This is a genomic window from Oceanobacillus damuensis (assembly GCF_001618145.1).
GTDB classification, from domain to species: domain Bacteria; phylum Bacillota; class Bacilli; order Bacillales; family Amphibacillaceae; genus Oceanobacillus; species Oceanobacillus damuensis.
In genome coordinates, this window is sequence record NZ_LQNF01000013.1 from 34,438 (window position 1) to 48,850 (window position 14,413).

The following is a 14,413-nucleotide window of genomic DNA, read 5'->3' on the forward strand; positions in this document are numbered from 1 at the left end:
GTCCGTACTTGTCATTAACTTATATATTGATAATAATATGATTATCGGAAGCCCAAACTTGGGTATGATAAGTAATTTTAAAGTTGGAGGAGGATGGTACAGGTGAAAAAACATAATGAGGAGGCAAAGGGCTTAGGTTTAAGTGGTACAGGAAGAATCGGTCGGCTGTTAATCCGAAAATTATTAGCCAATGACAGCAATCAACTGAACCTGAAAGCTATCAACTCTACTTCTACCCCAGAAACAGTCGCTCATTTATTAAAATATGATACTGTTCATGGGAAGTGGGACGCAGATATTTCCATACAGGATGAAGGACTTTTGATAAATGGAAGTTACATCCATATGGTAAATGAACGTGACCCAGAGCATATTCCTTGGGAGCGAATGAATGTAGGTACTGTGATTGATGCTACTGGAAAGTTTAACAATCGTGAAGGTGCAGAAAAACATAAAGCCGCTGGAGCGTCCCATGTTATTATTACAGCTCCCGGGAAAGAGATGGATTTAACAGTGGTAATGGGGGTCAATGATCATCTTTTGGATACTTCCAAACACACTATTTTATCAGCAGCTTCGTGCACTACTAACTGTGTTGCTCCTGTATTAAGTGTTTTGGATCAGGCTTTTAAAGTTCACAGAGGTTGGATGACAACGGTTCACGCTTATACTTCAGACCAAAGACATTTAGATAATCCACATAAAGATTTACGGAGAGCCCGTTCTTGCACCCAATCCATTGTCCCGACCACAACTGGAGTGGGAAAAGCACTTATTGATGTACTTCCACACCTTTCTTCTTCTATTGAAGGGATATCAATTCGTGTTCCTACACAGGACGTTTCATTAATCGATCTCACTGTTCAAGTACAGCAAGAGGTCACGGCCGAAGAAGTTAAATCGACATTTAGAGCAATACAATCGGGTACATTATCGCAATATATCGGTTATACGGAGGAGCCATTAGTATCAGCGGATTATATAGGATCTGAAAAATCAGCAGTTGTAGATGGACTTTCGGTAATGGCAGCAGAAAATCAGATTAAAATATTAGCTTGGTATGATAACGAATGGGCCTATGCATGCAGGGTTGCAGAATTGGCAAAAGCAGTAAATGATAAGATGATCTCTTACGTTTAACTCTAAATGACATGCTCGTAAATCTTTATTTTAGCTGTCATTAAAGTTTTATACCCATCGTATGACTAGAGAAGAATTATTCTACCTTCATATTTCTGAATCTTTCAATTAGGAACTATATTTTCAATTATATATAAACAGGAATAAAGACGAAATGTCTTTAAAATAAAAAATAAAACGAATAAGGAGAGATAATCATGGCATTAGTTTCAATGAAAGAAATGTTAATTCACGCAAAGGATAACGGGTATGCAGTAGGTCAATTCAACATTAACAATCTCGAGTTTACGCAGGCGATTCTGCAAGCTGCCCAAGAAGAAAAATCCCCTGTCATTCTCGGTGTATCTGCTGGAGCTGGCAAGTATATGAGTGGTTTTAAATTTATCGGTAAGATGGTTCGGGCTTTGATCGAAGAACTGGACATAACTGTACCAGTTGCTATTCATCTTGACCATGGCGCTAGCCTAGAAGAATGTGTACAAGCGATTCATGCTGGATTTACATCTGTAATGATCGATGGCTCCCATCTGCCACTTGAAGAAAATATCGCACTGACAAAACGTGTGGTTGAAGTAGCGCATGCTGTAGGTATTTCAGTTGAAGCAGAGCTTGGCCGCGTCGGAGCACAAGACAGTGGTGTCATTACAAATCCAGAAGAAGCCTATGCAATCCCAGCTGAATGTGAACAGCTTGTAAGAGAAACAGGTGTAGATTGTTTTGCTCCTGCACTAGGGTCTGTTCATGGACCATATAAAGGAAAACCAAATCTTGACTTTGATCGGATGTCCGAAGTACTGGAATTAACTGGTGTACCTCTTGTCCTTCACGGTGGTACAGGAATACCGACTGATGATATACAAAAAGCCATTTCATTTGGTTCCGCAAAAATTAATGTCAATACGGAAAATCAGATAGCTACGACAAATGCCGTTCGAGAGGTATTGGAAAGCAAACCTAACTTGTACGACCCTCGCAAATATCTTGGACCAGCTCGTGAGGCAATTAAAGAAACGGTCAGAAGTAAAATGCGTGAGTTCGGATCTTCCAATAAAGCTACAGAAAGTAGAGAAAAGGTGAGCGTATTATGATTGAACAAAAAGTAAACGTTGAACAGCTTTCCATCAATACAATCAGAACATTGTCAATTGATGCTATTGAAAATGTGGGGTCTGGTCATCCAGGCCTTCCAATGGGTGCAGCGCCAATGGCCTATACCCTCTGGACAAAATTAATGAATCACAACCCTAGTAATCCAAATTGGTTTAACCGTGATCGATTTACCTTGTCTGCAGGTCATGGCTCAATGTTATTATACAGCCTGCTGCATTTGACTGGTTATGATCTATCATTAGAAGACCTAAAAAACTTCCGCCAATGGGGCAGCAAAACTCCTGGGCATCCGGAATATGGTCATACACCTGGTGTTGAGGCTACAACAGGTCCATTAGGACAAGGAATTGGTATGGCAGTTGGAATGGCTATGGCTGAAAGGCACTTAGCTGCTACTTATAATCGAGATGATTTTAATATCATTGACCACTACACATATAGTCTTTGTGGTGATGGTGATCTTATGGAAGGTGTGTCGGCAGAAGCTGCTTCACTTGCGGGACACCTCAAACTGGGACGTTTAATTGTACTGTATGATTCGAACGATATTTCACTTGACGGGGATCTTGATAAGTCATTCAGTGACCGAACTGCTAGTCGATTTGAATCGTATGGTTGGCAGGTTTTGCGTGTCGAGGATGGTAATGACATCGGTGCAGTTGAACAGGCCCTGTCAGAAGCAAGGGAAAACAAAAACCAGCCAACATTGATTGAAGTGAAGACAGTAATAGGCTACGGTTCTCCAAACAAAGGTGGTAAATCCGCTTCACATGGTGCACCTCTTGGGAAAGATGAAATAAAACTGGTAAAACAAAACTATGGATGGGAATATGATGAAGCATTTTATATTCCTGATGAAGTAAAAGCACATTTCTCAGTACTGAAGGAAGCGGGAGAACAAAAAGAACGACTCTGGAATGAATTGTTTGAACAATATCAAAAAGCATATCCAACGTCGGCTAAAGAATTAACCCAATCCATCAATGGTGACCTTCCAGAAGGATGGGATGCAGATATCCCACATTATGAAATTGGGAAAGACAACTTAGCTACTCGTGCTTCCAGTGGAAAGGTATTGAATGCTTTTGCAAAAAACATACCAGAGTTATTCGGTGGTTCTGCTGATTTATCCTCTTCTAATAAAACATTCTTAGAAGGAGAAAGCGACTTCACCCCTGAAGATTATGCAGGCCGAAATATTTGGTTTGGAGTACGTGAATTCGGAATGGGAACTGCACTTAACGGGATGGCTCTTCATGGGGGCTTAAGAGTATTTGGAGCAACATTCTTTGTTTTCTCAGACTATTTACGTCCTGCAATTCGTTTATCAGCACTAATGAAAGTACCTGTAACTTATGTTTTCACACATGATAGCATCGCTGTTGGTGAAGATGGTCCAACACATGAACCAGTTGAGCATTTAGCATCGTTGCGTGCAATGCCAGGATTGTCTACAATCCGACCGGCTGATGGGAACGAGACTGCAGCTGCCTGGAAATTGGCATTAGAAAGTAAAGATGAACCAACTGCACTTGTTCTGACACGTCAAAACTTGCCAACACTTATTGATCCAAAAACAGCATATGATGGTGTCAGCAAAGGTGCGTACGTGATTTCTGAGGCAAAAGGTGACATTAGTGGGTTGTTATTAGCTTCCGGATCTGAGGTCGCTTTAGCTGTAGAAGCACAGAAGCAACTTGAAGAAGAGGGTATTTTTGTCTCTGTTGTCAGTATGCCAAGCTGGGATCGATTTGAAAAACAATCCGATGCATATAAAGAAAGTGTACTGCCAAGCAATGTGAAAGTACGTCTTGGGATTGAAATGGGATCTTCATTTGGTTGGGGGAAATACCTTCATGAAAAAGGCCATGTACTGAGCGTCGATCAATTTGGAGCTTCTGCACCTGCGAATAAAATACTTGAAGAATATGGGTTTACCGTTGAAAATGTAGTTTCCCAGTTCAAAAAGCTTATTTAAGATTACTTTTAAATTAAAATAAATCTGTGTATCTAACACACAGATTGCTTGGATCAGGAATGTAGGTAGGTTTCATCCATTGATGAAACTGCCTACATTTATATTGATTTAGAAGGAGGATATAATATGAAAGTTGCAATCGCGTCTGATCATGGAGGTATAAACATTCGTAAAGAAATAACCTCATTGTTGGAAGAAATGAATATTGAATTCATAGATTTAGGGTGTGAATGTACCAATTCTGTTGACTATCCAGATTATGCTTTTCCGGTAGCTAATAAAGTTTCAAGCGGTGAGGTAGATCGCGGCATTCTAATTTGCGGTACAGGTATCGGTATGAGTATTGCGGCAAACAAGGTAAAAGGGGTTCGTTGTGCACTCGTTCATGATACATTTAGCGCTCGGGTAACCAGAGAGCATAATGATACCAATATATTAGCAATGGGAGAAAGAGTGATTGGCCCGGGACTTGCCCGCGATATTGTAAAAGTATGGCTGGACACGAACTTTGAGTACGGAAGGCATGAAAATCGTGTGAATAAAATAAAAGCATATGAAGTTAGCTCTTGACTAATATTTTTAAGATGGCTGCTGCGAAAATTAAAAGGTGATATTTCTTTACCGCAGTTACATTTGTCGAAAATTACAATAGATAGAACAAAAGGATATAAACAGTCTCACTTCCTTTTCTATAGGAATGAGACTATTTATATCCTTCTTTTGATTCCCGAAGCACGCTATTTTTCACCAGGAAAAAATATCCCTTCCTTCTTCCTGACAATTTCTAGGTATTTTACTACTAGGCGGCTTCTTTCCATCAGCTCATCATGGTAAGTCTTATCATTTTCCTCAATCATTCTTACAAATGCCTCAACCTCATATACCATATCCAATTCAGGACTTGTTTGTGTAAGTACCTCTGTTTTTTTGGTTTTCCGGTCATAAAAGCTGATCGTATTGATGGGAGCAAGATGGTCTATCGTTAATGTACCATCTTCTCCATGGATTTCTGATGGGATGGTACCCTGTGCTATTTTTGAGCACATAATGGTAACATGAAAACCATTATACATAACTACCAAAGTTCCACTTCCATCTATCCCATTCGATAGCTTTACTGGAAAGTAGTGAATATCTTGCGGTTCTCCGAATAGATCAATTGCCATGCTCAACGGGTATACACCTAAATCCATTAACGCCCCGCCGGCAAATTCTTTAGAAAAAATATTTGGAACCTCACCTTTTTTATATGCGTCGTAACGTGAGGAGTATTGTATATATTGCAACAATGCACCGCTGACCTGGCCCGTGTTTGGTAATGCCTCTTTTAGAAGGTCATAGTTGGGGGTAAATAAATGACGATGTCCTTCAAAAATAAACACTTCTTGCCTGCTTGCTTCTCTTTCCAATTTTTCCCACTGGTCTTCCGTATACACCAATGGTTTTTCACAAAATACATGCTTTCCCTGAATAACGCTTTTCAGTACATGATCATAGTGTAATGTATTCGGAGAAGCTATATAGATAAAATCAGTTGGTTCCTGCAGCATTTCATCGATATCCGTATACCATTTCGCGCCACCGTTTTCTTCTGCAAACTGTTTTGCCTTTTCTGACGATCTGGAATAGACTGAATGAAGCTTTGCTTTACCTGAAGCATTCGTTGCTTCAATGAATTTCTCTGTAATCCAGCTAGTTCCGATTGTAGAAAAAATCATTTTTATCATCCTTTTCTTTCTACATTTTAAAAGCCAATTATACAACAGAGAAGCGTTAACCGCTATTTTAATTTTTCGACAATAAAAGTCAAAACCTCTCTCTTGTAAACTAAAGATTCCGAATTATGAGGGTAGTACTAAAGTAAATGCAAGAACCAAACGCTGGAAAATTATCTTGATTACCCTTCATGGTAGGATTCAATGAATTGTAGTTTGCTATTATTTCCCCCAATTGCAAGGAAGGATTGTGTTACTATTAAACCATTTTCCTGCTTCCGAACGCCTTTCATAATATGTTCATCGGAAATTGCTGCTGCAGCAAAAAGACATTCATCTGATCTGACAATATCATCTAATGTTAAAACTTTATCAGGATTTGGAATTCCCATCTTTATACAACGATCAATTTCTGCTTTATTTTGAGGAGCTAATTTCCCTTGAAAATCTCCACCTAAACATTTCAAGGCGGTTGCCGCAATTACTCCTTCTGGTGCACCACCAGTACCTACTAATATATCTACGTCTATTCCATCAATTGCTGTAGTTAATGAACTTGTAATATCTCCATCTGTAAACAATCGAACGCTAGCGCCTAACTCAAGAACTTCTTTGACAAAATGATCATGACGGGGTCTATCCTGGATCATGACCGTTAATTCCTTTACATCTTTTCCAAGTGCTTCAGCAACGGAGTACATGTTTTCCGTTAAGGACAGGTTTATATCGATAGCCCCTTTTGCTTTAGGACCAACGGCTAATTTTTTCATATACATGTCTGGAGCATGCAGCAAACTCCCACCGACAGCAGCAGCAATTACAGCAATTGAGTTATTCTTCCCTTTTGATAACGCAGTCGTTCCATCGACAGGATCAACCGCAATATCTATTTCAGGCCCAAAACCTGTTCCAACTCTTTCACCAATATAAAGCATTGGGGCTTCGTCCATCTCCCCTTCTCCAATAACAATCGAAGCTTTCATATCAATACGGTTCAGTCGATTACGCATTGCTTCTGTTCCAGCGTCATCAGCTTGAATTTTATTCCCCTTACCTTTCCATGGATAGGCAGCAATAGCAGCTTGCTGTACCACATCGAGGAAATCCATGGATAACATTCTAACACCCTGTTTACTGATTACATTCGTTTTTAATTCACTCATTCGAATCCTCCTTTTAAGTTAAAATCTTTGTTAATTAATTATAACTCGTACAGTACTGACTTATAAGTATGCACTTTAATAACATATAGTAAGAAGATTGATACCATTAACACTAATCGGAATACTCCTCAGATACCAACTTGTACGGATGTTTGCCAGAAGTTCTTTGCATGTTGTTAAATTGACAGACTTCTAGCCAAATCATAGATGTCCAAATCAATTTTATGTTTTTCTTTGGTAGCCTCTTCAAAAGATAGATGAATAAGCCTTCCATTTTTTAATCCTACCATCATGCCTTTTTCGCCTTCTATTAATAAATCTACTGCTTTTGCCCCCATCTGACTGCTTATCATTCTATCAAAAGCAGTCGGAGAACCACCTCGCTGCAGATGACCGAGAATAGAAACCTTTGTATCAAACCCTGTTTCTTTTTTTATCATCTCTCCGATTTCCATACCTTTACCCACACCTTCAGCAGCCACAATGATACTGTGCATCTTTCCTCGCTCGGCCCCTTGTTTAACACGATTAATTACGTCCATTGGGTCATACCCAACCTCTGGGATAATAATTGACTCGGCACCTGTACACATTCCTGCCCAAAGAGCAATGTCACCTGCATCTCGTCCCATTACTTCAATAACGTAGGTACGTTCATGAGAAACTGCTGTATCACGGATTTTATCTATTGCTTCTACGGCCGTATTTACTGCTGTATCGAAACCGATCGAATATTCCGTTCCAGTAATATCATTGTCAATGGTTGCCGGTATACCGATTGTCGGCAATCCTTGTTCAGTTAATTTCTTTGCCGCCTTAAACGAACCATCTCCACCAATGATAATGAGGCCTTCTATACCCACTTCTTGTAATTGAGCGATTGCCTGCTGCTGTCCTTCATATGTCTTAAACTCCTCACAACGTGTACTCTGTAAGATAGTACCTCCCCGATGAATAATATCACCAACACTTCCAAGATCCATCGAGATAAATTCTCCACGTATCAACCCTTTCAGACCATATTGGACACCATAAACATCCAACTCCTTGAAAAGGGCTCTGCGAACAACCGCACGAATGGCGGTATTCATTCCTGGCGCGTCTCCACCACTAGTCAATACAGCAATCTTCTTCATTCTCTTTTCCTCCATACTATTCGTGTCTTATTTATTTCCACCCCTATCATCCTGCATATCCGGACGTTAAAATGAGAGGTTTCTTCGTGTGTACTTCTAGTAGACCTATTAGAACTCTATGTTTTGCATTACCTTTTGTACATATAATTGTTATAGCAGGTTGGGAATATAGTTATTCTTGTTATTTTTTAGTTGTAAAAGATTTTCCACTGCGTAGGCAAACCCATCTTCATCATTTTTTTTCGTTACTATATCCGCTATATCCTGAATATGTGAGGAGGCATTTCCCATTGCAATTGAAGTGGTAGCTACTTCTAATTGGGAAAGATCGTTATCTCCATCTCCGATCGCATAAATCTCATCAAATGGCCGGTTCATTATTTGTTGATAGCGCAATATCGCCTTCCCCTTTTGTGCTTCATTTGAAGTGATTTCCAAATTATTTGGAAAAGAAGAGGCTACCGAAATATCCAGCTGGGAAGCCAATGCTTTTCTTACTTCTTTAATCTTGTTTAATTGACTATAGTCTACCAAAGCAATGAGTTTGTATATTTTCAGATTATCCATTTGCAAAATAGCATCGTAATTGCATTGTCGGAATATGGCATCTAATTCTTCTTTGCTTTTCTGATGCAAAGGAGGTAAAGATGACGGAAAGTTCCCGTGATTAGTGTATACAAGGATTCCTACTCCCATATTTTTTAATATGGTAAATATGTTTTTATAACTGGAAATAGCAATAGTAGCTTCATAGAGAACCTCATTAGATTTTGAATAAAGAATAGAACCATTGATACAGAATATTGGTACATTCAGATTTTTTATTTCTTCAAATTTTATTACATCCTTATATGCCCTTCCTGTGTTGATGATGACTTCATATCCCTTTTCTTGTAATTCATTTAATGCTGCAATACTTCGCTCGGATATTTCATGTTGCGAATTCAATAAGGTGCCATCTAAATCGATTGAAAAACACTTCATCATTTCACCCCTGATTTTTATTCTTACTGCGATGGGTATCGTATATTTCTTATTCGTATCGCATTCTCTTTAGAAAACTTGGCATGCGCCAAGCCCTTTCGGCGAATGCCTTAGTTGCACTTATGCAAGTAAGAAAGTATAAACTTTCTTACTTGCCAAAAAATTTGGCTTGCATAAATTTATATGACCAATGTCTCCACTTTATAGAAATGATCACTTTTGCATCCAATTTGTATGAAACGTACCTTCCTTGTCCTTGCGCTCGTACGTATGCGCACCAAAATAGTCACGTTGTGCTTGAATTAGGTTTGCTGGAAGGTCAGCTGTACGATAGCTATCATAGTAAGCAATCGCGCTGGAGAATGTCGGCGCAGGGATCCCGTATTGAACTGCTAATGCAACAACCTCTCGTAATGCAGACTGGTAGTTCTCCACAATCTCTTTGAAATAAGGATCCAGCATCAAGTTCGCTAATTGGGCTTCACGATCATAAGCATCTTTTATTTTTTGCAGGAAGTTTGCACGGATAATACAGCCACCACGCCAGATCATCGCAATATCTCCATATTGAAGATCCCAGCCGTTCTCCTCAGAAGCTGCACGCAATTGGGCAAATCCTTGGGCATAGGATACGATCTTACTCATATACAATGCTTTACGGACAGCTTCGATCAGTTCCTCGCGATGGGCTTCCTGTTTTTGTGTCGCTGGACCAGATAATATACTGCTTGCTTTCACACGCTCGTCTTTCAACGAGGAAACGAATCGCGCAAATACAGACTCGGTAATCAACGGGAGTGGCACACCTAGATCCAAAGCGTTTTTGCTGGTCCACTTTCCAGTTCCTTTCTGTCCTGCCTTATCCATGATCACATCTACTAAGGGCTTTCCTGTTTCCTCATCTGTTTTTGTAAAGATTTCTGCACTAATTTCAATTAGGTAACTGTCAAGCTCACCTTTGTTCCACTCTGTGAATACTTCATGCAACTCATTCGCATCCATGCCAAGTACATTTTTCAGAATATCGTAAGCTTCTGCAATCAGCTGCATATCGCCATATTCGATTCCGTTATGCACCATCTTCACGAAATGACCTGCACCATTTGGTCCAATGTATGTCACACATGGTTCACCATCTACTTTCGCAGATATAGCTTCAAAGATTGGTGCTACCAGCTCATAAGCTTCCTTCTGACCACCAGGCATCATGGATGGACCTTTTAATGCACCCTCTTCACCACCGGAAACCCCTGTTCCAATGAAGTGGATACCCGTTTCATCAAGCATTTTGTTACGACGCATCGTATCTTCAAACAACGTGTTTCCGCCATCGATCAGAATATCGCCTTTTTCAAGGTAAGGCTGTAACGATTCGATTGTTGCATCCGTTGCCGCTCCCGCTTTTACCATTAAAAGGATTTTACGGGGCTTTTCAAGTGAATTCACAAATTCCTCAATGGTCTTTGCTCCAGTAAAGTTCTTCCCTTCTGCTTCATTTGCTAGAAAGTCGTCTGTTTTTTCATAGGAGCGGTTAAATACTGCTACAGAATATCCTCTGCTTTCTATATTTAAAGCTAAGTTTTTTCCCATTACCGCCAAACCGATAACACCAATTTCCTGTTTTTTCATATTTGAGTCATCCCTTCTATTTTTTAAAAATGTTAAATCGCTTTTTTACTTTTTCGGTCCAGTTTTAATGAAGAACTTAATCTACCACCATTTAAATCCATCGTCTTTCAATAATTGATTAGCAGCCTCTGGACCCATGGAGCCTGATGGATACATGTGCAATGGCAGATTATCTTCCTTAAACGCTTCCAAAATCGGTTGAATCCATTCCCAGGATAATTCGAGTTCTCTCCAATGAGCAAAGAAAGTCTGATCTCCCTGCAAGGCATCAAATAATAATAGCTCATAGGCCTCCGGAATATCTTTTTGACTTTTGGAAAATTCTACTGTAATCGGCTCAATCTCACCATCTTTTAATGGATTCCTGCTATTCAGTCGAAAGAAAACCCCTTCATTCGGACTTATTTCAATGATCAGGATATTCGGTGGTAAATTCTTATTTTGGGTATTGCAGACATCTTCAAATGGGTTTTTGAATTCAATTACAATACGGGTAGACTTCTCTTTCATTCTTTTGCCTGTACGGATATAGAATGGAACGCCACTCCAGAAAGGATCTTCTAACCGAATACGTGCAGCGATAAATGTATCTGTTTTTGAGGTTTCACTGACTCCTTGTTCTTCCGTATATCCCACAACAGGTTTTCCCAGTACTTCTCCTGCACGATACTGGCCTCGTATGACATCCGAGTGTAATCCTTCTTTCTGTATTGGCTGAAGAGACTCCATAATCTTGCTTTTCTGTTTGCGGATATTTTTTATACTATCGTTTTTGGGCAAATATACAGCTGTCATCATCAACATTTGCAGCATATGATTTTGAACCATATCGCGAATTGCACCAGACTTTTCATAAAAATCCGCCCTGTTTTCTATGCCAACTGTTTCACTTGCAGTAATTTGTACATTGGCAATATGTTCATTCGTCCATAATGTTTTGATAACAGGATTAGCAAATTTAAGAGCTTCGAGGTTTTGTACCATAGATTTGCCGAGGTAGTGGTCTATACGGTAAATTTCGTCTTCATCAAAGGCTATACTTAGTTTCTTGTTTAGCTGCTGGGCTGTTTTCAAGTCTTCCCCAAACGGTTTTTCGATAATTAGACGCTTCCAGCCTTTTGTAGAGCTTAGCCCGCTTTTTTTGATGTTCATAGTAATGGCATCGAAAAGTTGTGGTGCAACAGATAAATAAAACAAACGATTTTCCGGGATATTTAATTCCTCTTCATTTCGTTGAATAAGCTCTAATAATTTAATATATTCCTTATCATTGTTTACATCTAAAGTACTGTATTGAAATGCTTGAATGAATTCTTCCATCCTTGAATGATCCGCTGGCAGACGTCTGGAAAAGGTAGTTAGTGATTCCTTTATATGGGTTTGGAAGGATTCATTCGACCAATCTCTTCTGCCCAGACCTATAACAGAAAATGAATCAGGGATTTTTCCATCTAGGAATAGATTATAAAGTGCTGGGAATACTTTCCTTTTAGCTAAATCACCTGTTGCCCCAAATAAGACCATCGTTGCAGAATCTAATTCTAATGACTTCACGTTACTTATGCTGTTATCTTCCAGGTCAATATTACGTTTGACAGCTATACCGTCCATCTAAACTCCTCCTTTTTATAGTTATGGGTTTAATTGTGTGACTTGTTAAATTATTCTTTCTCTAATTATAATCTTAAGAACTCATACTTGTAAGTACGCACTTTTTTGTTATATAGTATAAAAAATAACACCGTTTTTAAAATAGTGTTATTTTTACCACTATTAAAATAACGAAAAGGGGAGATTACATTGAGAGAACTAAGCAATAAGACGTTTAATTGTGGAAAAGAACTTACACTTGCCATTATCGGTGGCAAATGGAAAATGCTTATTATGTGGCACCTTGGAAAAGAAGGAACGAAGCGATTTGGTGAACTCAAAGCTTTAATCCCCGGAATTACGCAACGAATGCTCGTTAGTCAGTTAAGGGAACTGGAGGAAGATCTTATTATTCACCGTGAAGTCTACCCGGTTGTTCCGCCAAAGGTAGAGTATTCATTGACTGAAAAGGGAGAAAGCCTGATGCCGATTCTCGAAGCTATGTATGAATGGGGTAATGATTATATAGAAAATGTAATGAATGCAGATTCTGTTTTAATTGACTAATCTAATATATGTAAAAATCTATTCATCTATCATGAGTTTTACGTAACAGTATATTTTTATACACTATATGAATTTAAAGTGCGTACTTTTATTCCAGAATGTTCTATCATATAATCTGAATAAGCACCAAAACAAATCTATTAAATTTACTAAAGGAGTGGAGCGTTCATGGAATTACAATTAGCTTTGGATTTAGTTAATATTCCAGAAGCAAAAAAAATAGTAGAGGAGGTACAGGATCATATTGACATCGTGGAAATTGGTACACCGGTTGTCAAAATCGAAGGATTAAAAGCAGTAAAAGAAATCAAAGATGCCTTTCCTCATTTACAAGTATTGGCAGATTTAAAAACAATGGATGCTGCAGGTTATGAAGTTTTGAAGGCATCTGAAGCTGGCGCCGATATCATCACTATTCTTGGGGTAGCCGAAGATGCATCTATCAAAGGTGCTGTAGAAGAAGCGAAAAAACAAGGGAAAAAAATCCTGGTTGATCTGATTGCAGTAAAAGACATTAAGAAAAGAGCTAAAGAACTGGATGCACTTGGTGTAGATTATATCTGTGTCCACACTGGTTATGACTTGCAGGCAGAGGGTAAAAACTCATTTAAAGACCTTGAAGCGATTAAAGGTGTCGTGAAAAACGCAAAAACTGCTATCGCTGGCGGGATTAAGTTAGAAACGTTGCCAGAAGTATTGAAGTCACAGCCTGATCTTGTCATCGTTGGCGGCGGTATTGCCAATCAAGAAGACAAAAAGGATGCAGCTTCCAAAATACAGAACTTAATGAAACAAGCTGCACTAGCTTAATTTCCTGCAATTTATTTAAAAAGAGCAATTTGCACAAAAAATTATCTGAATATTACTATAAGAAATATTAGTTAAAATGTTTTGCATGTAAGCGTTGTATAAAATAAACGATGTATAAATTAAACTATAGGAGTGAAGAAAATGAGTGAAAATACAGCAGCAACAAAAAAATATAATTATTTAAGCACAAAGCCAGGTGTACAACTAATAAAAAATGGTACGTATCAGCCAAAACCATTAACAAATAAGAGTCAGATTATTGATGTTCCTGTCAGTTCAAATGAGAATCAAATCCAACTTGGTTATTTTAATATGCAACCGGGTGAAGAATTTGAATTCACTTATGAGTTTTTGGAAATTAAAACAGTTATCGAAGGAAAAATTGTTGTGCGTGACGATCAAGGGGAAAAATATGTAGCTGAAGTAGGAGACGTATTTATTTTCACACCAACTACAAATGTTGTTTTTGATGCAGAAAGTGATGGTAAAGCCATCTATTCTGCACACCGTGTACCAGAAGATTCTATGTTGTAAAGATAAGCTGTTGAGAACAAATTGAATTACATGGGTAAACATTTTATAAAGGGCTTA

At 38.7% G+C, this 14,413-nt stretch carries 13 protein-coding genes; 7 read left to right on the top strand and 6 right to left on the bottom strand.

Annotated elements, in window-relative coordinates:
* Positions 1-102 precede the first annotated feature (102 nt).
* The 4 genes from gap (at position 103) to rpiB (ending at position 4,798) form a co-directional block, all read left to right on the top strand.
* A complete protein-coding gene (gene gap, locus A4245_RS09970) occupies positions 103-1,140 on the top strand; it encodes a type I glyceraldehyde-3-phosphate dehydrogenase (RefSeq protein ID WP_234402389.1) in 1,038 nt (345 codons plus the stop codon).
* A gap of 197 nt (positions 1,141-1,337) precedes the next feature.
* The gene (gene fba / locus A4245_RS09975) at positions 1,338-2,228 is read left to right on the top strand and encodes a class II fructose-1,6-bisphosphate aldolase (protein WP_067727589.1); all 891 of its coding nucleotides are present in this window, start codon (positions 1,338-1,340) and stop codon (positions 2,226-2,228) included.
* Positions 2,225-4,228 (top strand): transketolase, encoded by a 2,004-nt coding sequence (tkt, locus tag A4245_RS09980; RefSeq protein WP_067727590.1) that lies wholly within the window; start codon positions 2,225-2,227, stop codon positions 4,226-4,228. The genes fba and tkt overlap by 4 nt, the downstream gene beginning before the upstream one ends.
* Positions 4,229-4,354: 126 nt before the next feature.
* Positions 4,355-4,798, top strand: coding sequence for a ribose 5-phosphate isomerase B (gene rpiB, locus A4245_RS09985; RefSeq protein WP_067727591.1), 444 nt, complete (start codon positions 4,355-4,357; stop codon positions 4,796-4,798).
* Between the two features lie 167 nt (positions 4,799-4,965).
* On the opposite strand, the gene A4245_RS09990 is transcribed toward rpiB, so the two are convergent.
* The 6 genes from A4245_RS09990 to zwf all read right to left on the bottom strand — a co-directional run bounded on the left by A4245_RS09990 (position 4,966) and on the right by zwf (position 12,466).
* Positions 4,966-5,946: a Gfo/Idh/MocA family protein gene (locus A4245_RS09990; protein ID WP_067727592.1), complete on the bottom strand. Its 981-nt coding sequence runs from the start codon at positions 5,944-5,946 to the stop codon at positions 4,966-4,968.
* A 179-nt stretch (positions 5,947-6,125) separates the two neighbouring features.
* Positions 6,126-7,106 carry a class II fructose-bisphosphatase gene (glpX, locus tag A4245_RS09995; protein WP_067727593.1) on the bottom strand — a complete coding sequence of 327 codons (981 nt, stop codon included), beginning with the start codon at positions 7,104-7,106 and terminating at the stop codon, positions 6,126-6,128.
* Between the two features lie 176 nt (positions 7,107-7,282).
* A complete protein-coding gene (gene pfkA / locus A4245_RS10000) occupies positions 7,283-8,242 on the bottom strand; it encodes a 6-phosphofructokinase (RefSeq protein WP_067727594.1) in 960 nt (319 codons plus the stop codon).
* Positions 8,243-8,392: 150 nt separating this feature from the next.
* On the bottom strand, positions 8,393-9,226 hold the full coding sequence (locus A4245_RS10005) for a Cof-type HAD-IIB family hydrolase (RefSeq protein WP_067727595.1): 834 nt from the start codon (positions 9,224-9,226) through the stop codon (positions 8,393-8,395).
* 213 nt (positions 9,227-9,439) lie between these two features.
* Positions 9,440-10,855 (bottom strand): NADP-dependent phosphogluconate dehydrogenase, encoded by a 1,416-nt coding sequence (gene gndA, locus A4245_RS10010; RefSeq protein WP_067727596.1) that lies wholly within the window; start codon positions 10,853-10,855, stop codon positions 9,440-9,442.
* An 81-nt stretch (positions 10,856-10,936) separates the two neighbouring features.
* Positions 10,937-12,466, bottom strand: a complete 1,530-nt coding sequence (zwf, locus tag A4245_RS10015; protein ID WP_084268754.1) for a glucose-6-phosphate dehydrogenase — start codon at positions 12,464-12,466, stop codon at positions 10,937-10,939.
* 189 nt (positions 12,467-12,655) lie between these two features.
* Here zwf and A4245_RS10020 point away from each other — a divergent pair, with 189 nt between their 5' ends.
* From A4245_RS10020 to A4245_RS10030, 3 genes are all read left to right on the top strand, one after another.
* Positions 12,656-13,012 carry a winged helix-turn-helix transcriptional regulator gene (locus tag A4245_RS10020; protein WP_067727597.1) on the top strand — a complete coding sequence of 119 codons (357 nt, stop codon included), beginning with the start codon at positions 12,656-12,658 and terminating at the stop codon, positions 13,010-13,012.
* A 168-nt stretch (positions 13,013-13,180) separates the two neighbouring features.
* On the top strand, positions 13,181-13,822 hold the full coding sequence (gene hxlA, locus A4245_RS10025) for a 3-hexulose-6-phosphate synthase (protein ID WP_067727598.1): 642 nt from the start codon (positions 13,181-13,183) through the stop codon (positions 13,820-13,822).
* 141 nt (positions 13,823-13,963) lie between these two features.
* Positions 13,964-14,356: a cupin domain-containing protein gene (locus tag A4245_RS10030; RefSeq protein ID WP_067727599.1), complete on the top strand. Its 393-nt coding sequence runs from the start codon at positions 13,964-13,966 to the stop codon at positions 14,354-14,356.
* Positions 14,357-14,413 lie beyond the last annotated feature (57 nt).

Bases quoted from the DNA above. Each gene is read 5' to 3' on its own strand.
- hxlA (WP_067727598.1), top strand. From the start codon at position 13,181: ATGGAATTACAATTAGCTTTGGATTTAGTTAATATTCCAGAAGCAAAA.
- fba (WP_067727589.1), top strand. From the start codon at position 1,338: ATGGCATTAGTTTCAATGAAAGAAATGTTAATTCACGCAAAGGATAAC.
- glpX (WP_067727593.1), bottom strand. From the start codon at position 7,106: ATGAGTGAATTAAAAACGAATGTAATCAGTAAACAGGGTGTTAGAATG.
- gndA (WP_067727596.1), bottom strand. From the start codon at position 10,855: ATGAAAAAACAGGAAATTGGTGTTATCGGTTTGGCGGTAATGGGAAAA.
- A4245_RS10030 (WP_067727599.1), top strand. From the start codon at position 13,964: ATGAGTGAAAATACAGCAGCAACAAAAAAATATAATTATTTAAGCACA.
- A4245_RS10005 (WP_067727595.1), bottom strand. From the start codon at position 9,226: ATGAAGTGTTTTTCAATCGATTTAGATGGCACCTTATTGAATTCGCAA.
- zwf (WP_084268754.1), bottom strand. From the start codon at position 12,466: ATGGACGGTATAGCTGTCAAACGTAATATTGACCTGGAAGATAACAGC.
- rpiB (WP_067727591.1), top strand. From the start codon at position 4,355: ATGAAAGTTGCAATCGCGTCTGATCATGGAGGTATAAACATTCGTAAA.
- pfkA (WP_067727594.1), bottom strand. From the start codon at position 8,242: ATGAAGAAGATTGCTGTATTGACTAGTGGTGGAGACGCGCCAGGAATG.
- A4245_RS09990 (WP_067727592.1), bottom strand. From the start codon at position 5,946: ATGATTTTTTCTACAATCGGAACTAGCTGGATTACAGAGAAATTCATT.
- tkt (WP_067727590.1), top strand. From the start codon at position 2,225: ATGATTGAACAAAAAGTAAACGTTGAACAGCTTTCCATCAATACAATC.